General features: G+C 54.4%; 19 protein-coding genes and 1 pseudogene. 10 read left to right on the top strand and 10 right to left on the bottom strand.

Annotated elements, in window-relative coordinates:
- Positions 1-34 precede the first annotated feature (34 nt).
- The gene (locus DCX48_08465; protein ID QXE14528.1) at positions 35-1,195 is read left to right on the top strand and encodes a lactonase family protein; all 1,161 of its coding nucleotides are present in this window, start codon (positions 35-37) and stop codon (positions 1,193-1,195) included.
- Between the two features lie 136 nt (positions 1,196-1,331).
- Here the strand turns inward: DCX48_08465 and DCX48_08460 are convergent, their stop codons facing one another.
- Positions 1,332-1,913, bottom strand: coding sequence for a hypothetical protein (locus DCX48_08460; GenBank protein QXE14527.1), 582 nt, complete (start codon positions 1,911-1,913; stop codon positions 1,332-1,334).
- Between the two features lie 108 nt (positions 1,914-2,021).
- Between DCX48_08460 and DCX48_08455 the strand changes: the two genes are divergently transcribed.
- Positions 2,022-2,894 (top strand): alpha/beta hydrolase, encoded by an 873-nt coding sequence (locus DCX48_08455; GenBank protein QXE17188.1) that lies wholly within the window; start codon positions 2,022-2,024, stop codon positions 2,892-2,894.
- 102 nt (positions 2,895-2,996) lie between these two features.
- Here DCX48_08455 and proX read toward each other — a convergent pair whose 3' ends face one another.
- The 3 genes from proX to proV form a co-directional block, all read right to left on the bottom strand.
- Positions 2,997-4,001 (bottom strand): proline/glycine betaine ABC transporter substrate-binding protein ProX, encoded by a 1,005-nt coding sequence (gene proX / locus DCX48_08450; protein QXE17187.1) that lies wholly within the window; start codon positions 3,999-4,001, stop codon positions 2,997-2,999.
- Between the two features lie 237 nt (positions 4,002-4,238).
- Positions 4,239-5,420, bottom strand: coding sequence for a proline/glycine betaine ABC transporter permease ProW (gene proW, locus DCX48_08445; protein ID QXE14526.1), 1,182 nt, complete (start codon positions 5,418-5,420; stop codon positions 4,239-4,241).
- Positions 5,413-6,615 carry a proline/glycine betaine ABC transporter ATP-binding protein ProV gene (proV, locus tag DCX48_08440; protein QXE14525.1) on the bottom strand — a complete coding sequence of 401 codons (1,203 nt, stop codon included), beginning with the start codon at positions 6,613-6,615 and terminating at the stop codon, positions 5,413-5,415. Before proV ends, proW begins: the two co-directional genes overlap by 8 nt.
- 668 nt (positions 6,616-7,283) lie before the next feature.
- On the opposite strand from proV, the gene DCX48_08435 reads away from it, so the two are divergent.
- On the top strand, positions 7,284-7,676 hold the full coding sequence (locus DCX48_08435; GenBank protein QXE14524.1) for a VOC family protein: 393 nt from the start codon (positions 7,284-7,286) through the stop codon (positions 7,674-7,676).
- 46 nt (positions 7,677-7,722) lie between these two features.
- On the opposite strand, the gene hpxZ is transcribed toward DCX48_08435, so the two are convergent.
- The 4 genes and pseudogenes from hpxZ to DCX48_08415 form a co-directional block, all read right to left on the bottom strand.
- On the bottom strand, positions 7,723-8,109 hold the full coding sequence (hpxZ, locus tag DCX48_08430; GenBank protein ID QXE14523.1) for an oxalurate catabolism protein HpxZ: 387 nt from the start codon (positions 8,107-8,109) through the stop codon (positions 7,723-7,725).
- Positions 8,110-8,239: 130 nt separating this feature from the next.
- Positions 8,240-9,643: pseudogene (locus DCX48_08425) on the bottom strand (AtzE family amidohydrolase).
- On the bottom strand, positions 9,640-9,831 hold the full coding sequence (hpxX, locus tag DCX48_08420; GenBank protein ID QXE14522.1) for an oxalurate catabolism protein HpxX: 192 nt from the start codon (positions 9,829-9,831) through the stop codon (positions 9,640-9,642). Before hpxX ends, DCX48_08425 begins: the two are co-directional and overlap by 4 nt.
- Positions 9,832-9,856: 25 nt before the next feature.
- The gene (locus tag DCX48_08415) at positions 9,857-11,443 is read right to left on the bottom strand and encodes a gamma-glutamyltransferase (GenBank protein ID QXE14521.1); all 1,587 of its coding nucleotides are present in this window, start codon (positions 11,441-11,443) and stop codon (positions 9,857-9,859) included.
- A 196-nt stretch (positions 11,444-11,639) separates the two neighbouring features.
- Between DCX48_08415 and DCX48_08410 the strand changes: the two genes are divergently transcribed.
- The 7 genes from DCX48_08410 to hpxK all read left to right on the top strand — a co-directional run bounded on the left by DCX48_08410 (position 11,640) and on the right by hpxK (position 18,502).
- Entirely contained in the window at positions 11,640-12,479 is an 840-nt protein-coding gene (locus DCX48_08410) for a MurR/RpiR family transcriptional regulator (GenBank protein ID QXE17186.1), read from the top strand.
- 608 nt (positions 12,480-13,087) lie between these two features.
- A complete protein-coding gene (locus tag DCX48_08405) occupies positions 13,088-13,894 on the top strand; it encodes a transporter substrate-binding domain-containing protein (protein ID QXE14520.1) in 807 nt (268 codons plus the stop codon).
- 12 nt (positions 13,895-13,906) lie between these two features.
- A complete protein-coding gene (locus tag DCX48_08400) occupies positions 13,907-14,575 on the top strand; it encodes an amino acid ABC transporter permease (GenBank protein ID QXE14519.1) in 669 nt (222 codons plus the stop codon).
- A complete protein-coding gene (locus tag DCX48_08395) occupies positions 14,572-15,225 on the top strand; it encodes an amino acid ABC transporter permease (GenBank protein QXE14518.1) in 654 nt (217 codons plus the stop codon). Before DCX48_08400 ends, DCX48_08395 begins: the two co-directional genes overlap by 4 nt.
- Positions 15,206-15,949, top strand: coding sequence for an amino acid ABC transporter ATP-binding protein (locus tag DCX48_08390; protein ID QXE14517.1), 744 nt, complete (start codon positions 15,206-15,208; stop codon positions 15,947-15,949). The genes DCX48_08395 and DCX48_08390 overlap by 20 nt, the downstream gene beginning before the upstream one ends.
- Positions 15,950-15,998: 49 nt before the next feature.
- Positions 15,999-17,243 (top strand): alanine--glyoxylate aminotransferase family protein, encoded by a 1,245-nt coding sequence (locus tag DCX48_08385; protein QXE14516.1) that lies wholly within the window; start codon positions 15,999-16,001, stop codon positions 17,241-17,243.
- A complete protein-coding gene (gene hpxK / locus DCX48_08380; protein ID QXE14515.1) occupies positions 17,240-18,502 on the top strand; it encodes an allantoate amidohydrolase in 1,263 nt (420 codons plus the stop codon). Before DCX48_08385 ends, hpxK begins: the two co-directional genes overlap by 4 nt.
- A 42-nt stretch (positions 18,503-18,544) precedes the next feature.
- On the opposite strand, the gene DCX48_08375 is transcribed toward hpxK, so the two are convergent.
- Both DCX48_08375 and DCX48_08370 read right to left on the bottom strand, forming a co-directional pair.
- Positions 18,545-19,312, bottom strand: a complete 768-nt coding sequence (locus DCX48_08375) for an amidohydrolase (GenBank protein ID QXE14514.1) — start codon at positions 19,310-19,312, stop codon at positions 18,545-18,547.
- Positions 19,300-20,457: a pyridoxal phosphate-dependent aminotransferase gene (locus DCX48_08370; protein QXE14513.1), complete on the bottom strand. Its 1,158-nt coding sequence runs from the start codon at positions 20,455-20,457 to the stop codon at positions 19,300-19,302. Before DCX48_08370 ends, DCX48_08375 begins: the two co-directional genes overlap by 13 nt.
- Positions 20,458-20,532 lie beyond the last annotated feature (75 nt).

The following is a 20,532-nucleotide window of genomic DNA, read 5'->3' as shown; positions in this document are numbered from 1 at the left end:
CCCCAGAGTCATAACACTATCGACAGGGGATATTATGTTTAAGCATTATCAGGTGTTTAAGAAAAACAGCATTGCAATGCTAATGGGATGTGCACTTCTGCCAGCCGCGGCACTGTGGTCTATGGGCGCACAGGCGGTCACGGCGGTTTATGTCTCTGCTGCCACTGACGGCGCGATCGATGTCTACACACTCAATACGCAAAGCGGCGAATTGACCGCCATCGGGAAAACGGCCGCTGGGGCGAAGGTAATGCCGCTGGCTGTTAGCCCAGATAAATCGTTCCTCTATGCTGCTACGCGCGGCATCCCCTACTCCGCAGTCAGCTATAAAATCGACGCCAAGAGCGGTGTATTGAGCCCATTGGGCAAAGCGGAATTACCGGACAGCATGGCCTACATCTCGACGGATCTTACGGGAAAATGGCTGTTCAGTGCGTCGTATGGCGGCAATAAAATCGCCATTAATGGCATTGATAAAGACGGCAAGGTGAACGCAAGTGCGGTCACAGTGGTGCCGACAGGCGAGAAGGCACACAGCATTATTGCCGATCGCAAAAATAAGTTCGTCTTTGCCAGCAATCTGGGCAGCGACCAAATTGTACAGTTCCGGTTTGATGCGAAAACGGGAACGTTGACGCCGAATGAGCTAGCCGAAATTAAACTGCCTGAAGGGAACGGGCCGCGCCATCTGGTGTTATCACCCGATAATAAAACGCTCTACGTGAGCAACGAATTGTCCGGCAAAGTTGCGCGTCTGGCGCTGGATGAAAAGACTGGGCAACTTACTCTGTTGGATTACACTGACACCATTCCAGCCGATGCGGGAATGCGGGCAGGAACGATCGCGCCGGATAAAAAGAACGCCGATAGTCGACCACAGATATGGAGCGCCGATTTACGTCTGACGCCAAATGGAAAATTCCTGTACGTATCGGAACGCACCAAAAGCACGATTACGCTGCTGCGGGTTGAGCCGAAAACGGGTCAGTTGAAATACATTACTCGCTATCCGACGGAAACACAGCCGCGTGGTATTCAGATCGATCCAAGCGGGAAATTCCTGATTGCCAGCGGTGAAAAATCGACGTCGCTGTCGGTGTACCGCATCAATCAGGACAGCGGAGATTTAGTGCGAGTAGGGCACTACCCGACCGGAAAAGGCGCGAACTGGGTCGAAATCGTTAAACTGCCGTAATGGTCGACCATCGATAAAAAACGCCCCTTTCCGCGAAAGGGGCATAGTAGAAACAAGGAAGAATGCCTCTACAGGATGTATAACGCGTACTTTTGACGTTTTCTCATGGTTAGCGTGAACGTTCATTTTCCCCTTGTCAGTCAGCTTCCTGCTTACGCGAGCGGAATGCCGCGACTTTCATTCTGTTGCCACAGAGCGCCATGCTGCACCATCGCCGACGATGTGATTTGGTGGTATCCAGAAAGAACAAGGTACAGTCGTGCGCCTCACACTGGCGAATATATTTTACTTCAGATCCGGAAATCAGAGCAGCGAACGCCATTGCTATCGGTTCGAGTAAGCTGGCACAGCTATTATCCCTCCTGCATTCAACAACGCTAAAACCAGCTTGCTGACTATCCCATTCCAGCATTCTTACCGGCCGTCCACTATCAAGAATATGGTTTATTTGTTCAGGGTGATATTCCTTACCCGATCGGACGGCATCTATTGTCCGAACCATTGTCTGACGCAATGCCAGAGTTTCATTAATCAGGCCGGTCGGCGTATCTGTAAAATTTTCAGATAGTTGCTTCGCCGCTTTAAGCCATGCGATGACACTTGCGTCATCCGTCAAACAGTCGTGGTATTCGTTTCCTGTTCCAAATGCACTGTTGATGAGGTCCAACGCGAGATTATTCGCGAGAAAGTGAGGCTGAGTTATCGGTGATGTGTGCATTGATGTAACCCTTAAAATGATATTGACAGGTTACACTAATTATTTGTAACCTTCAAATAACCACTTTATAGGTTACAAAGGAAAGAGACTGTGAATACTGATATAGCAATGACACCCGAGACCCAAGTCCACTATCGCTATGAGCAGGTGGGTAATGTAAATATTTTCTATCGTGAAGCAGGAAAGCCATCATCACCCAGCATTTTGCTACTGCATGGATTCGCTGCATCCTCGTACATGTTTCGAGAACTGATTCCGGCACTTGCTGATAATTATCACGTGATTGCTCCCGATCTGCCGTCCTTCGGTTTCACTGAATCGCCGGGAAGCGATGAGTATGACTATACGTTTGATAATCTGGCGAAGACGATCGATCAGTTCACTGAACAACTGAAGCTCCCACGTTATGCGATCATGGTTCATGACTATGGCGCACCGGTTGGATGGCGTCTTGCTACGGCTCATCCCGATCGCATCACGGCAATTATTTCGCAGAACGGTAATGCTTATGAAGAAGGTTTAGCGCAAGGATGGGATGCGATCAGACGGTATTGGCAATCACCGACGGCAGAGAATCGAGCTGCCCTTCATGATTTTCCGACCGCAGCCTCCGTGAAATGGCAATATTTAGAAGGCGTAAGTGATACCAGCCTTGTCTCCCCTGATGGATACACCCTTGAAGGTCTGCATGTGTCCCGCTTAGGCAATGCTGATATTCAACTGGATCTGCTACTGGACTACGCCTCCAATGTTCAGCGTTATCCTGAATTCCAGGCCTACTTCCGTGAGCAGCAACCGCCGCTGCTTGCTGTCTGGGGCCGCCATGATCCTTACTTTTTACCTGCCGGTGCGGAAGCGTGGAAGCGGGATATTCCCCATGCTGATATCCGTTTCTACGATACCGGGCACTTTGCTTTAGAAACGCATGGAAACGACATCATCCCCGTCATCCACGCATTTCTGGACGACAATATAAAATGATTTTCTGATTGGGTTTGGTGAGGCGTCAGCGAGGGAAGTGTTGTTGCGGGAACGGAGAAAACGAGCGCCCTTTCGTTAGAAAGGGCGCTCGTCTACAGGGGATTATTTCGCAGCATCGGCGGCGGTTTTCACCCAGCCGTCAAACAACTGCTGGTGGGCTTTGATCCAGCCATCAACATGACGTTCGATATCTTTCTGTGAACCCTGACCTTCATGCATACGCAGATTTTGCGCATTCACATCGGCAATCGGCAGCTTCATGATGGCGAATAGCTTCGCCGCTGCGGGATTTTTCTCGGCCCATGCTTTGTTCGCGGCAATCTTCATCGTGTTAACGGGGAAGCCATAATCGGCACCGTTTGGCAGTTTAGTGCTGATATCCTTCATTTCACCCGGTTGGGAAGAGAAAGGCACCTGCAACCAGACTACGTCACGACCCGGAACCAGCACATCACTGACCCAGTACGGCGTCCAGGTGTAGTACAGAATCGGCTTGCCTTCTTTGTAACGTGTAATGGTATCGGCGATCATCGCCGCATAGTTGCCCTGATTATGCTCGACCGTATTGGTTAAGCCATAGGCGGGAAGGTGATGGTTGATGGCCGCTTCACATCCCCAGCCCGGCGTACAGCCCGTCAGATCGGCTTTACCGTCGCCATTGGTGTCAAAAATCTTGGCAATTTTCGGATCTTTTAGCTGCGCAATATTGGTGATTTTGTATTTTTCAGCCGTTTTCTTGTCGATCAGATAACCCTGAGCGGCACCGGATACATATTCACCCTGGCGGTAGAATTTCGCATCCCCACCAGCCGCTTTATATTGGTCGGCGTGTAGCGGGTCCCAGTTAACCGCGATAAACGTCGCATCGCCGGAAGCAATTGAGGTGTAGGCGACGTTGTAGTCCACTTCACGAGGCGTTTGCACGTCATAGCCCAGCTTTTCCAACGCGCGGCTGACCAGCAGCGTCTGGAACGTTTCCTCGGAGATGGTGCTTTGCACCGGAATAACGGAAATACCTTTACCCGGTTGCGCGGTGTCAGCGGCGTAAACCTGCGTACTCAACAGTGCGGTAGTCAGGGCGGCGGCCCAAAGTTTGGTGTTTGGCATCATGATTCCCTCTGTCTTTATACCCGTCATACTTCAAGTTGCATGTGCGTTGGCCGTGCTCAGTCACCCGAATCACTTACCTATGTAAGCTCATCGGGATGCCTTCCCTTGCCGCCTGCCTGAAACTCGAATTATTTAGGGTAAATGGTAAGTGTTGCTAATAAAATTAATGTGTGGATAAAACGAGTAGTGAATGTCGCCGCTTGTCTGACGTATGCCAGACAAGCGGGACGAGTGTTACTGCTTGATGAAAGGACGGGTCAGCAGGCCGATTGGGCCGCTGGCATACCAGCTTTTATTGCCCTTGCTGCGACGATCGCGCCCCAGAGACTGGGTAAGACGGTCAAGAATAATGGCCAGAATAACAATCCCGACGCCACCGACGGCAGCCAGACCCATATCCAGACGGCCAATCCCGCGCAGCACCATCTGACCCAGACCGCCCACGGCGATCATCGAGGCGATAACCACCATCGACAGCGCCAACATCAGCGTCTGGTTAACACCGGCCATGATGGTCGGCATGGCCAGCGGGAGCTGAACCTTAAACAGCATTTGGCGCGGGCTGGCACCGAATGATTCAGCGGCTTCAACCAGATCGGCGGGCACCTGACGAATACCCAGAATCGTTAAGCGAATAATCGGCGGCAGGGCGAAGATAATCGTTACCACGACACCCGGCACGTTACCTATACCGAACAGCATGACGATAGGCACCAGATAGACGAACGCCGGCGTGGTCTGCATGGCATCGAGCAGTGGCCGGATAAACTTCGCGGCTCGTTCGCTACGCGCCAGCCAGATCCCCATGGGGAGCCCGATGAGCACGCAGAAGAACAGCGCGGTCAGCACCAGCGCTAACGTAATCATGGCCTGTGACCAGGCACCAATTGCACCAATCGCAATCAGAGACAGTAGGGTTGCTACGCCCATGCCGAGGCTGGACATCTGCCAGGCAATCAGTGAAAACACCAGAATGGCAATCGGCGCAGGCATTCCCAGCAGAAACTGTTGGAAGCCGCCCAGAATAAAATCGACCGGCACGCGAATGCCCTGGAAGATCGGTCTGAAGTGCAGCACAACCCAGTCGATACCGTGGGTGACCCAGCTGTCCAGCGGAATCAGCGTATCCTTAAACGGATCGAGCAGATTGAAATGCTCGGGTGTCGCAGGAGCCGCGCTGTTTAACCAGTCACTGCCGGATTGCGCAGCTTGATGAGCGGCATCGGTGGAGCCATCGGGAGCTGGCGTGCTGCTCCAAGCATCGCTGCCGTTAGCCGGTGCATCCTGAGTGGGTGCGCCGGTAGACCACGGATCGCTTTGCGCGGCGCTATTACCCTGCTCAGGCGTTGCGTTTTGGTCGGCAGGCTGATTTTGTGCCGTGGTGTTGTCCCACGGATTTGATGTTGATTTACTCATTGGTCACTCCTTCCTTATCCAGTGCCTGAAGCAGCATTCCTTTGGAAATGATGCCAATGTACTCATTGTTTTCGCCGACAACAGGAACGGCACAGGGAGCCTGTGCGACCTGAGAAATCAGCTCGTTGAGTGACATATCTGCGGGCACGGGAGCAGGTTCGGGCAGTAACGCCTGTTCCAGCGGCTGCTGTTCTTTCAGCGCCTGCTTTAGTGAATCAATAGACACGATGCCAATGAAGCGTTTCCCACCTTCCAGTACGTAGCCGTAATCACGGTCTTCGTCCTGAAGGATTTTCAGCGCGGAACGCGGTCCTACGCCGGGGGTTTTACGAATTAAGGTAACTGGGCGACGACGCGCGATATCTTTGGCGCTAAACACGTGGCTGATATCGACACCGCGGAAAAAGGTGCGCACATAGTCATTGGCTGGGTTATTCAGGATCTCATCGGGCGTACCGACCTGAATCACTTCACCGCCGTGCATGATGGCAATCCGGTCACCGATGCGCATCGCTTCATCCAGATCGTGCGAGATAAAGACGATAGTGCGTTGATGACGGGACTGGAGTTTGACTAACTCATCCTGCATTTCAGTACGGATTAGCGGATCGAGTGCGGAGAATGCCTCATCCATCAATAGGATATCGGGGTCATTCGCTAACGCACGCGCCAGACCGACACGCTGCCGCATCCCGCCAGACAGCTCATCCGGGTAAGATGCCGCGTAGGCTTCAAGGCCGACCTGCTGCAAGGCATCCAGCGCTTTTTGCTCGCGTTCCACTTTCGGTACGCCAGCCAGCTCCATACCAAATGCGGTATTGTTGAGGATATTCAGATGCGGCATGAGCGCAAAGGATTGGAACACCATACTGATTTTCTTACGACGCACGTCGCGCAGCGCGGTATCAGATATCTTGGAGATATCCTCACCGTCGATCAGTACCTGACCCCGAGTGGGTTCGATCAGACGATTGAGAAGGCGTACCATGGTTGATTTGCCGGAACCGGATAATCCCATGATGACAAATATCTCGCCTTCTTCAATGGCCAGACTGGCATCTTTTACCCCGACAGTAAGCCCTGTTTTTTCAAATACCTGATCTTTGCTCAGGCCTTTATCAATCAGTTTAAATGCTCTGTCTGGGTGCTCGCCAAATATCTTATAAAGATTCTTTACTTCAAGTTTAATTGCCATGAAATTATTGTTTTCCTGTGCCGTTTATAATTCTATAACGCAACCCTGATAATGATTAAACATAATCTACCCTACCATACTCAGATTCTGAGACAACCCTTTATTGCCTTCGAATAGCCTCTCGCTAGGCCAATATTAGCAATGGCGGTAACGTGATTATCGCTACGTTATCTTCATGATTTACGTGATCTTTATGGTTTTTGGTCTGAATGATAATTCTTTTTATAACAGTACGTTATCTGTCAGTTTTTACGTATTGGATTCGTGAGTGATATAACCTTTTCTGATTGTGAATAAATCACTTTTTATAGTGAATTTCACTAATCGAATAATATGGTAAATAAATCACAATTTTTGGCTTATAGACACTAGAATAGGCCGACGCAGGTACATTTTTACTTATGATATCTGTCGGTATTTTATACAGTATAGCAAAGATATAATGGGTAAAATGATTGTGTTAATTACCACCAATAAATAGGAGTGTTCTGAATAATATATTCTTCATTTTTTCAGAGTAATAAAGTCGAGATGATGTGCCAATTTGGTGAGATGCTTCATGCGCTATCGTGGATTTGTATTTTGCCGATCGCGATCGCGTTATCCAGATAAAGTATAGGGTTATGATGGTTAAATATTATCCATAACGACTATCGAAAGAGGCCATCGTGTTAGATCACCTGAGCATCCCGGTACGGGATATTGCCCGTAGCCGACAATTCTATGCAGCGGCGCTTGAACCATTGGGCTACAGACTGATTAAGGACATGTCGTTTGCCGTCAGTTTTGCGGTGACGGAAGGATATGGACAGTCAAGCGATCCCGCTGGCGAATTCTGGATTTATCAGTCAAAGGGCGAACCTTGTCCGGCGGTGCACTTTGCTTTCAGCGCCGCCTCGCGAGAGCGTGTGGATGCTTTTTTTGCTGCCGCTATTGCGGTGGGTGGCATAGATAATGGGCCACCGGGGCTGCGTCCTAATTACCATCAGGATTATTACGCCGCATTCGTGCGCGACCCCGATGGATACAACATTGAAGCGGTATATCACCGCCAGCCTTGACGATCCGGATGTGGTGAGATGTAGCGATAGGGGAAATGCCCCTTTGTCATTCGCTCATCAGGCTGACGTGTGCGGCGACAATACGCCAGCCTTCGGGCATTTTTACCCAGGTTTGCATTTGGCGGCCAATCTTCGTGCTGCCTGTGCGGGTAAACTCGGTGCTGGCGACGGCCATATCATGACCGTAGGTCGTGATGACCGTATTACGCAGGGCTCTGTCCAGACCAGCAGAGGGACGAGCGAGGCGAAAGGCGCGGATTTCCTCGATCCCGTACAGATTCTCTCCCGCACCGTAGCGCACCGTTTTTTCATCGTGCCAGAACAACTCATCTAGCACCGCAACGTCGTTACCGGTTAAGGCTTTTTCGTAGCGATAGAACGCGGCAGTCACATCGGCCAGCACATCCGCTTGGTTGACATCATCAGGCAACATATTTTCTTTCCTCTTAGGGTATATACCCTAAATAATTCGAGTTTCAGGCAGGCGGCAAGGGAAGGAATCCCGATGAGCTTACACTGGTAAGTGATTCGGGTGACTGAGTGCAGCCAACGCACATGCAACTTGAAGTATGACGGGTATACGTTATGCCCTGCTGCTCAAGCGCCCACGCCGTCCGCAGACAAAGATCCTCACGCCACGGTGCGGCAATAATCTGAATACCGATTGGCAGGCCGCTGGCGGTTGCCACTGGCACCGTCACGACGGGTAGCCCGACGAAAGAGATCGGCTGTGTCAGCATACCCATGCTGGCGCGGACGGGCAGGTCAGTATCATTAATACGCATGGTTTCCTGCCCAATGAGTGTGGCGGAGCAGGGCGTCGCAGGGGCAATCAGCAGGTCGGTGTGTTCAAACAACGCCAGCGTCTGTTGACGAAAATAGTTACGGAAGCGCTGGGCTTGCACATACCAGACGGCGGGGATCATCGCCCCAGCCAGCAGCCGCTCGCGTGACAGTGGCTCAAAACGCTCAGACTGAGTGCGTAAGTCGGGCAAATACTGATTTCCTCCTTCACTGGCCGACAGAATAAAGGCGGCGCTGCGTGCCAGTGCGGCGTCGGTTAACGTCAGGCAGTCCTGCGCGCCCAGCGCCTGTGCGATCTGGTAGACGGCGGTTTTTGCCTCCTCGCTGCTCCACGTGGAAAAATAGCCATCAAGCACGGCATAGCGTAGTCCATCGCTGCCTGCTTCCAGCTGTTGGGCAGTATGCTGCGTTTCTCGCTCGGCCTGAAAACGATCGTGCTTGTCGCGACCTTGTAGTGCATCGAACACCAGTGCTAGATCGTCTGCGCTACGGGCTAACGGGCCAATGTGGTCGAGGCTGGCGACAAACGGGTGGCTACCGTGGCGTGATAAACGGCCAAATGTCGGCTTCAGCCCAAAAATGCCGCATAGCGACGACGGCACGCGGATCGAGCCATTCGTGTCGCTGCCCAATGTGAAGTTAACCAGCCCTGCGGCGACGGCTGCTGCCGATCCTCCAGACGATCCGCCGGCAATACGCTGCGTGTCGAGCGGGTTACGCGTGGGGCCATAATGGCTGTTCTCGGTGGTAAAGCCGTAGGCATAGGCATCCATATTCAACATGCCGGACAGCAGCGCACCCTGACTGGCAAGCTGACGGGTGGCAAAGGCATCTTGCGTAGCGGGCGGTTTCTGGCTGAAAAGCTCGGCACCCGCCAGAGTGGTTTCGCCGCTGACATCAAACAGGTTCTTTACGGCATAAGGCACACCGGCCAGCGCGGGTAAGGTTTCCCCACGTTGACGGCATGCGTCGATACGCTCTGCTTCTGCCAACATGCGTTTGCTGGTGACATGGGTATAAGCATTAATCGTGGGATTGGTCTGTTCAATCGCGGCTAGTGCCTGCTGTGCAAGCTCTTTGGCGGAGAACGTTCCAGCCTGCAAGCCTTGCTGAATCTGCCGGATAGATAATGATGAGGACTCGCGATTAGCATATAAACTCATAGCGTATAAACGCCAGCAATGTCCTGATGCTCATCAAGGGGGAACTCCATCAACGGCTGTGCCATGGCGTGGATGCGGCTGAATTGCACCAACAGTTCCTGACGCCGTTCCTGGCTGAGTTGCAGTGATAGCAGTGTTTCCATCTGCTGTAGATACGCTGTCACCGCGTCTTGTTCGATCATCGTCATTCTGTTTTCTCCCGGTTAAATAAGACTAGAAGCCTGCCGCGCTGCCGTTGCTGCGTGGATCGAAAGCGCCTTCCAACATGCCGTTGGTGTGGCGCACGATGGCACCTGCATGGCCGACGGTTTCGCTAAAGCTGCTCAACAGCTCGACGTCGTGCCCTAGCTGACGCAGCGCATCTACGGTGGCGGGTTTAAAGCGATCTTCGATCTTCAGGGTATCGGAGGATTGTCCCCACGTGCGGCCCAGCAGCCAGCGTGGAGCGGTAATCGCCTGTTGCAGCGGCAGCCCTTGCTGGACGTGACGGATAAAGATGGCCGCCTGCGTCTGTGGTTGTCCGTCTCCGCCCATTGAGCCGTAGACCATCGTGCGTCCGTCGGATAAACGTGCAGCGGCGGGGTTTAAGGTATGAAAAGGCTGTTTGCCCGGTTCTAACGCCAACAGGTGCGCCGGATCGAGGCTGAACGAGGCACCGCGGTTCTGCCAAAGCACGCCGGTTCCCGGTAGCACAACACCGCTGCCGAACTCGTGGTAAATACTTTGAATGAAAGAGACGCACAGGCCGCTGCTGTCGCATACGCCCATCCAAACGGTGTCGCCGGGGCCTTTGCCTTCTCCCCACGATGCGGCTTTTCGGGTATCGACCTGCCGAGCGAGCGCACCAAGCGCATCGTTTTCCAGCAGCGCCTGAATATTTTGTGTCATCAGTTTGGGATCGGTAATGAAGCGGTCACGCAGGCCAAACGCCAGTTTGGTCGATTCGACAATGCGATGGATTGTCTGACTATCGCTCAGATCTTCCATTTCTAAATGATCGGTCAGGCCGAGGATCGCGAGGGACACCAGACCCTGCGTTGGCGGCGCGAGGTTATAGATATCGCCTTTACTGTGTTTTAGCACCAGCGGCGTTGTTCGCTTGGCGCGGTAGCTCGCCAGATCGTCAGCCGTCAGCGGCATCCCGAGCTGCGCCATCTGTGCCGACAGCTGGGCGGCGACGGAGCCGCGATAAAAGCTGTCCAGCCCTTCAATGCTCAGCGTCGTTAAGGTCTCGGCTAAGTCAGGCTGCGTGAAACGGCTGCCCGCACGCGGGATATATCCCTGCGGCATGAAGAGTTGGCTAAAGGCTGGGAAATCGGTCAATTCGTGGTAGCGCTGGGTCAGCGCATCTTCCTGCGATTGCGTGACGGGAATCCCGTCCGCCGCATAGCGAATGGCATCGGACAGCAAACGAGCGAGCGGTAGCGGCTCTCCTCCCAGTTCTTGAGAGAATGCCAACGCTTCCTGCCAGCCGCCGACGGTGCCCGCGACCGTCAGCGCCGCCTTCGGGCCTCGATGTGGAATACGGCTTTCACCCCGATACAACTCGCGACAGGCCAGCGACCCCGCAGCCCCGCTGGCATCAATGGCAATAGGTTCGCCGCGTGGCGGCACAATCAGCCAGAAACCGTCGCCGCCGATCCCGTTCATATGTGGGTACACCACGGCAATGGTTGCCGCCGCCGCGACCATGGCTTCAATGGCGTTGCCGCCTTCGCGCAGAACAGCCAATGCGCTGGCGCTGGCTAAATGATGAGGTGCCACCGCCATGCCTAGCGGGGCGGTATTACTTTGCATCATTTCGATATTCCTTTTTTTAATATTGTGTAGGGTGAGTGTTATTAACCTTAGCTATAAGCAAACGGCGTTCCAGTTTTTCGGTGCGATGGGAAGTCCGTATGCGTGCTGGAAGGTGTATCTGTATCATCCTGACAATCCTGTGCTATGTTCTGCGCAATGAAACAAACGTTACAGCACGCGCAATGGATGAGAGATGATGATGCAAATCGATGAACGATTACGGGATCGCTATAGCGAGCTTTCACCGCAGGAACAGCGCGTCGCGAATTTCATCTTCGATCACTTTGACGATCTGATTAGCTACAACAGCGCCGAGCTAGCGCGGCTGAGCGGTGCTTCAAAAGCGACCGTCAGCCGCTTGTTCAAACGACTGGGCTACCCCAGCTACCGTGACATGCGCGATGAGCTCAGAACGTTGCGCCAGAGCGGGATGCCGCTGGCGGATAATCGTGATGCAGTGCAGGGGAATACGCTGCTGGCGCGGCATTACAAACAGGAAATGGCGAACCTGACGCAGTGGATAAACCAGATTGACCCCGTACAGTTTGGTGCCGTGATTCAGGCGCTGATGCAGGCGCAGCGCCTGTGTTTGATTGGGCTACGCAACAGCTATCCGGTCGCGCTGCACCTGCGCCAACAACTGCTTCAGATTCGCCAACAGGTCACGCTGCTGACGCAACCGGGGCAGACGCTATCCGAAGAACTAGTCGATCTCACCGCGCAGGATGTCGTGATTGTGGTGGCCTTTCGCCGCCGTCCACGCCTGATTCAGCCGCTGCTGGCTCAGTTGCAAAAACGCGGTGTGCCCGTGCTACTGCTATGCGAACCCCAAGTCAGTGCGCTGGTACCGCTGGCAACCTGGTCGCTGTGTGTTCCGCTGGACAGCGTATCAGCGTTTGACAGCTATTCGTCTGCCATGAGTTTGGTGAATGTGATCAGCAATGCGTTATTGCATGAAATGCTGCGCGATGGACGCCAACGCATCCATCAGATCGCGGATCTTTATGGTGAACTGGATGAGTTAGAGCAACGCTAATGGTGCGTTAGTGTGGTGCTGTTGCACTTTAATGGTGCGAATTAATTGGTGTTCTTATCTGTCATATGGCTTGTTTCTGGCGTGATAGCTCTGGATTATTTTTGTGACGCAGCGCTGTGGATTGTTTCTCGTTGTTATCTGTTCATAGGCGTAAAAAATTATGATGAGAAACGTGGGGCATCCCGAATGAGCAGCATGGACGCTGCGAAAGCCTGTGCCGCGTCGGGAGCGCGTCACAGGCGGTTCGACAGGATGACACGCGTTTCGAATGTACCGCGCAGCGGCATAATTCACGCCGAAAGCCAGGGTTCGTAGGGCTGCGGCGATTGAGCAGCCCTACGTCGGGCGTGGTGCATGAGTTGCATAAATTATCTCTCTGCAATCACGCACGAAATTTTTCACAGATATTGCATATCCATAATCATATTCATAGCTATCCCATGTTTTAGAAAAACTCTCTGACTCCTTATGGTGTTTTCTCATAACCAACAGCACAAAAAGCGTAAATGGAATCTGGCATGCTCCTTGCTTAGTATCTGTAACGATAGTTTCAGTATTTGTTTTTAAAGAATCTTTCGTTTCAATTACACTAACCGGGGGCAGAGACGATGTTGATCAATAAACTGAGCATCAAAAAAGGGTTACTGGCGGTGATGGGCGCGGCAATGTTACTGGTTCAGGCCGGTAGCGTGATGGCCGATCAGTTGCAGGATATCGAGAAGCGCGGTGTGCTGCGTGTCGCTGTGCCGCAGGATTTCCCACCGTTTGGATCGGTCGGCACCGATCTGCAACCGCAGGGCTATGACATCGATATCGCCCGCTATCTGGCGAAAGAGATGAAACTAACGTTGCAACTGGTTCCGGTAACCAGCGCCAACCGCGTGCCGTATCTGCAAACCAACAAGGTCGATCTGGTGATCTCCAGCCTGGGCAAAAATGCCGAGCGTGAAAAAGTGATCGATTTTAGTCGCGCCTATGCGCCGTTCTTTTTAGGTGTATTCGGACCGAAAGACAGCGCGTTAGCCTCGTCAGAAGCGTTGGAAGGGAAGAGTATCGGCGTCACACGCGGTGCGGTAGAAGATATGGTCCTGACGGAAACGGCACCGAAGGCCGCACAGATTAAGCGCTACGAAGATAACAACACCACGCTGTCGGCGTATCTGTCAGGGCAGGTGGAATTTGTCGCCACGGGCAACTTGGTTGTCGCCGCCATCGCTGAGCAGAACCCGACAAAAGCGCCTGTCGCGAAGTTTATGCTGAAGGATTCGCCGTGCTACATCGGGATGAAGAAAGACGAACCTGCACTGAAAGCGAAAGTCGATGCGCTGATCGAACAGGCGTTGAAAGACGAGACGCTCAATAGCCTGTCGGAAAAATGGCTGAAAGCGCCGTTGCCAGCCAGCATCAAAGCGTAACAGGAGCGCGCCATGACCTATCAGCTTAATTTTTCCGCACTGTTGCCGTTCTGGCCTGAGCTGCTGGCGGGGCTGTGGGTCACCATTGAGCTGACAGTAATGGCAACCCTCGGCGGCATCGCCATCGGTATCTGTGGTGCGGCTTTGCGTAGCGGCAAGCCCACCCTGCTGAGTCGGCTGTGGGGGATCTACGTCGAGCTGATTCGCAATACGCCGTTTGTGGTTCAGCTGTTCTTTATCGTCTTCGGCTTGCCGAGTTTGGGTTGGAAGCTGACGGCCGGGGAGGCTGCGCTGTTAGCGATGTTGATTAATCTTGGCGCATACAGCACAGAGATTATTCGTGCGGGGATTCAGGTAACGCCAAAAGGTCAGTGGGAAGCCGCTCGTGTGTTGGGACTGACGCGGATGCAGACTTTTCTGCGCGTGATTTTGCCACCCGCGCTTCAGCGGATTTATCCGGCGCTGGTCAGCCAATGCATCATCGTCATGCTGGGATCGTCGGTGGTGTCGCAGGTTTCCTACGAGGAACTGACCTTTGCCGCCAACCTGATTCAGTCCCGTACGTTTCTGAGCTTTGAAGTGTATCTGGCGACCACGCTGTGTTACCTCGTGCTATCGGTTCTGATGCGGCAACTCTTACTGCTAGCGGGTCGGCGTTTCTTAGGGAGTCAGCAATCATGACATTTACCGACTGGGATATTGTGCGCAACCTGCTGCTGGCGGCGCGTTGGACGCTGTTATTGTCACTGACAGCCTTCATCGGCGGTGCGCTGGTGACGTTTCCGCTCATGCTATTGCGGCTGACCAAGCGCAAATGGGCGACGCGCTTTGTCCATCTGTATTCCGAGTTATTTCAGGGCACGCCGCTGCTGATGCAGCTGTTTCTCGCGTTTTTCGGGCTGGCGTTGTTCGGTATTGATGTAAGCCCCTGGACGGCAGCAGCATTGGCGCTGACGCTATTTACCAGCGCTTTTCTGGTGGATATCTGGTGCGGCAGTGTGGAAGCGTTACCGAAGGGGCAGTGGGAAGCGTCGCGCTGTCTCGGACTGGATTTCGGTCAGACGCTCTATCGGGTGATTGCGCCGCAGGCGATGCGTATCGCTATCGCGCCTACCGTTGGGTTCTCTGTGCAGGTGATCAAAGGCACCGCGCTGGCGTCGATCATCGGGTTTATTGAACTGACCAAAGCGGGAACCATGTTGAATAACGTCACCTATCAGCCGTTTAAAGTGTTCGGATTGGTGGCGCTGGGCTATTTCCTGATGTGCTATCCGCTCTCTTACTACAGCCGCTATCTGGAGAAGAAATTCAATGCCGCTCATCACCATTAATCAGGTTCAAAAATATTACGGTCAGAACCATGTCCTGAAAGGGGTGGATCTGGATATCGAAATGGGTGAGGTCATTTCGATCATCGGGCGTAGCGGCTCGGGTAAGAGCACGCTACTGCGCTGCATGAACGGTCTGGAAGGTTATCAGGACGGCAGCATCAAGCTGGGCGGGGTGACGGTCACCGACAGGGATTCGCAGGCGCGGGAAATCAGCCGCTCGGTCGGGATGGTGTTCCAGAACTTCAATCTGTTCCCGCACATGACGGCGCTGGAAAACGTGATGCTGGCACCGCGCCGCGTGCTGGGTAAAAGCGCGGCGGAGTGTCAGGCGTTAGGCGAACAGATGCTCAACAAAGTCGGGCTGGGCGAACGCCTTCATTATTATCCCGGCAATCTGTCGGGCGGTCAGCAGCAGCGAGTCGCCATTGCCCGTGCATTGGCGATGAATCCAAAAGTCCTGCTGTGTGACGAAATTACATCGGCACTCGATCCTGAACTCGTCGGCGAAGTGTTGAAGGTGCTGGAACAGCTTGCCGCAGAAGGCATGACGCTGATTCTGGTCACGCATGAAATGAATTTTGCCCGTGAAGTGGGCGATCGCGTGGTGTTTATGCATCAGGGCACAGTCTGGGAGCAGGGCGACAGTAAAACGCTGTTTGCTAACCCGCAGACCCGCGAGTTGAAACAGTTTATCGCCTCGGTCCGAGGATTATCGGAAGCGTAATGACGCTTTTCGAGTGTGTAAGTCGAAACAAAAGTCTGGAGCAATAACCATGAGCAGCGAACTGTACGCGCAAATTAACCCCCCTCATCGCTTACTGATGGGGCCGGGGCCGATCAACGCCGATCCGCGCGTATTACGGGCAATGGCCAGCCAACTGGTTGGTCAGTATGACCCCGCGATGACCCATTATATGAATCAGGTCATGGAACTCTATCGCCAGCTTTTCCGCACGGAGAACCGCTGGACGATGCTGGTGGACGGCACCTCGCGTGCCGGCATCGAAGCGATTCTGCTGTCGGCAATCCGCCCTGGCGATAAGGTGTTGGTACCGGTGTTTGGTCGTTTTGGTCATTTGCTGTGTGAGATTGCCCGCCGCTGTCGTGCCGAGGTTCATACCATTGAAGTGCCGTGGGGTGAGGTGTTCTCGCCTGACCAGATCGAAGATGCGATCAAAACGGTGCGCCCGCGTCTCTTGCTGACGGTGCAGGGCGATACGTCGACCACCATGTTGCAGCCGCTGGAGGCGCTGGGCGAGATTTGCCGCCGCCACGGCGTGCTGTTCTATACCGATGCGACGGCGTCTTTCGGCGGTAATCCGCTGGAAACCGATAAATGGGGTTTGGATGCCGTTTCCGCTGGATTGCAGAAGTGTCTGGGCGGGCCGTCTGGTAGTTCGCCGATCACGCTCAGTCCGCAAATGGAAGCGGTGATCCGCCGCCGTAAATGCGTCGAGCAGGGGATCAGAACCGACGCGCATCAGGACGGTGACGACGAGATGATCTATTCCAACTATTTCGATCTGGGCATGGTGATGGATTACTGGGGGCCGGAGCGCCTGAATCACCATACCGAAGCGACAAGCATGTTGTTTGCTGCACGCGAGTGCGCGCGGGTGATCCTCGAAGAAGGGCTGGATCGCAGCATTGTCCGCCATGCGCTACATGGTAATGCGCTGGTGGCAGGGATTCAGGGTATGGGGCTGGAAACCTTTGGCGATCTTAGCCACAAAATGAATAACGTACTGGGCGTGGTGATTCCTGACGGCGTTCACGGCGAGCAGGTTCGTAAGCTACTGTTGGAAGACTTTGCTATTGAGATCGGCACTTCGTTTGGCCCGCTTCAGGGCAAAATCTGGCGTATTGGCACCATGGGTTACAACGCACGTAAAGACTGCGTGATGCAAACGTTAACTGCACTGGAGGCGGTGCTGAACCGTCTTGGCTTCCGCACCGTGCAGGGCGAGGCTATGCAGGCCGCCTGGAACAGCTATGCGGCGAACGAGGAGCGTGCATGAGTGAACCTCTACTGTCGTCGCCTGCTGCACAGGCTGCCGCTGAACTGATTATGTCGCGCTGCGATGTTCTGGCTGAAATTAGCGAAACGCCCGGTCAACTAACTCGCGTCTACCTGTCGCTGGAACACCTGCGTGCCAATATGCAGGTGGGGGAGTGGATGCGCGAAGCCGGAATGAACGTCTGGCAGGACAGCGTGGGCAATATTTGTGGTCGTTATGACGGGCTGACGCCGGATGCACCGGCGCTGCTACTGGGCTCGCATCTGGATACGGTGCGCAATGCCGGACGCTACGACGGCATGCTGGGCGTATTAACGGCGATTGAAGTGGTACGCACGTTTCATCAGCAGGGAATCCGGTTGCCCGTGGCGCTGGAAATCGTCGGCTTCGGCGATGAGGAAGGTACGCGTTTTGGCATTACCCTGCTGGGAAGCCGAGGCTTGACGGGCACCTGGCCGGAAAACTGGCTGGAATGTCAGGATGCAGAAGGCACCAGCGTGGCGCAGGCATTGACCATTGCGGGGCTGGATCCGCTACAGGTGGCACAGGCTGCGCGCCCGGTCAGTGACATCGTCGCCTATCTGGAATTGCATATCGAACAGGGGCCGTGTCTGGAACAGCAGGAGCTGGCGCTAGGTGTGGTTACGGCAATCAACGGGGCGCGGCGACTCAACTGCACGTTCCTCGGCCTGGCAGGGCATGCCGGAACGGTGCCGATGACGCAGCGGCAGGATGCGCTGGCAGCGGCGGCCGACTGGATGGCGCAGGCTGAACGGGTGACGCGGGAAAGCGATCCCCATCTGGTCGCTACATTTGGCACGTTGCAATGCTTACCTGGCGCGGCGAACGTGATCCCCGGTGAAGTGAAGATGACGTTGGATATTCGCGGGCCGGAGGATGCACCACTGGATGCGTTGCTACAAAAACTCCTGACGCTAGCACAGGCTATCGCGCACCAGCGCGGCTGCCAGTTCAGCGCCGAAGAGTATTATCGTATTGCAGCAACCCGCTGCGATCCCGCGTTGCAGTCGGCATTAAACGAGGCGGTGGCGCAGGTACAGGGGAAAACGCTGATGCTGCCGAGCGGTGCGGGGCATGATGCCATCGCGATTGCCGAGCGCTGGCCGGTGGCGATGCTTTTTGTCCGCTGTCGCGGCGGTATCAGCCATCATCCCGACGAATCGGTTATCACGGCGGATGTGGCGCTGGCACTACAGGCGCTCTATCAGATGGTGTTTCATCACGCATCAGCACGGTAACGCCCACCGCAACTATCACCTCACCGACGACGGCGGCAGTTGTTACAGCGTAAACCGATCTGCATCACGCCACGCGGGGAAGGATTCCCGGTAGCTCTGCAGTGCTTCCAGCGACAGTTCGGCGTCCAGTTGGGCAGGCTGGTTGGGGGCGGCAGAGGCCAGAATTTCCCCTTGAGCGTTAATAATCAGGCTATCGCCACGGTAGCTGTGGCCGTTGCCGTCGGTGCCAACGCGGTTGCAGCCTGCAACGTAGGCCTGATTCTCAATGGCGCGCGCGGCCAGCAGTGTTTGCCAGTGCGCTGCACGCGGTGCAGGCCAGTTGGCGACATACAGTGCCAGATCGTAATCCTGTCGATTGCGCGACCATACTGGGAAACGTAGGTCGTAGCAGATCATCGGGCAGATGCGCCAGCCGCGCCACTCAAGGGTGACTCGCTCCGTTCCTGCCTGATAGTGGTGGTGTTCATCCGCCATGCGGAACAGGTGGCGTTTATCGTAGTGATACACGTGGCCGTGCGGATCGACCAGCAGGAAACGGTTCACTGCACCTTTCGGCGTGTTCACCGCGACGCTACCGCCGATCAGCGCGTTGGTCTTTTGCGCCCACTGGTGTAACCACGCCTCGACGACCGACTGATCCAAACTACCTTTGGCCGCTTCCATCGCAAAGCCGGTGGTGAACATCTCCGGTAACACAATGACATCACGCTCGTTCATCTCCGCCAATAACGTATCGAAGTGGCGTAGATTCGCTTCCCCATCACGCCAGACGAGTGGCTGTTGCAGCAATGAAATCTTTAAAGTTGACATAAACGCTCCGCCGCGGCATCCAACGTTGCTTCCTGTTTAGCAAAGCATAGTCGAATCAACGTATGTGGGAACGGATCGGCGCAAAAGACGGAGAGCGGGATAGCGGCGACACCAACGTGCTCAGTCAGCCAGCGGCAGAAGCTGACATCGTCCAGATCGGAAATCGCCCGATAGTCCGCCAGCAGGAAGTAGGTACCTTCGCAGGGCAGAATCTCGAAACGGCTGCCTGCCAGCGCATTGATGAAGCGATCGCGGCGTGCGCGGTAAAAATCGGGCAGTTCGCGCCAGTGTTGCGGTTGTTCGCGCAGCATATCGGCGATAGCGAACTGAGCGGGCGTGTTCACGGAGAACGTCAGATATTGGTGAACCTTACGGACCTCCGCGCTCAATGCCGCTGGTGCGACGCAGTAGCCGACTTTCCAACCGGTCATGTGGAAGGTTTTGCCAAACGAGGAAACGGCGATAGCGCGTTGACGCAGCGACGGGTGTGCCAGCACGCTGGCGTGCCCTTCATTATCAAAGCAGATATGCTCGTAGACTTCATCACTCAATACGAAAATATTGCGCGCGGCAATCGCCTGCCATAGCTGCTCAAAATCGGTTTTCTGCCAGACGGTGGCGGACGGATTGTGCGGCGTGTTCAGAATCACCAACCGAGTGCGATCGCTCAGCAAGTCGGTAAAAGATGACCAATCCACGCGAAATGCGGGTGGCTGCAAGGCGATGCGTTTGAGTACGCCGCCAGCCAACGTAACGGCAGGCGCGTAGCTGTCATAGCTGGGATCGAAACAAATCACTTCGTCGCCGGGGCGTACCAGTGCGGCAATAGCGGCAAACAGCGCTTCGGTTGCACCCGCCGTGACGGTGACTTCACTATCCGCATCCGGTCGCCAGCCGTACAGTGCTTCCGTTTTCTCGGCAATGGCCTGACGCAGTGGCGAGACGCCGGTCATCGGCGCGTATTGGTTGGCGCCCTGACTGACGTGATACGCCAGCCGCTGCTGTAAATAATCCGGGCCGTCAAAATCAGGGAAACCTTGTGATAGATTGATGGCCTGATGCTGTTGGGCCAGTGCGCTCATCTGGGTAAAAATGGTGGTGCCCAGCGAAGGCAGTTTACTGTCGGGGATCAGAGCGGCGCTCATAGCGGATAGGACTCCTGCAAGCCTGTATTGCTTGGTAATATAACATGCTGTTAGTATTTGGCAATCAAGACGCTT

Origin of the sequence: Pectobacterium atrosepticum (assembly GCA_019056595.1) — a bacterium.
Taxonomy (GTDB): Bacteria; Pseudomonadota; Gammaproteobacteria; order Enterobacterales; family Enterobacteriaceae; genus Pectobacterium; species Pectobacterium atrosepticum.
Note: the sequence above shows the minus strand (reverse complement) of the source record. Positions and strands in the feature narration are given on the sequence as shown.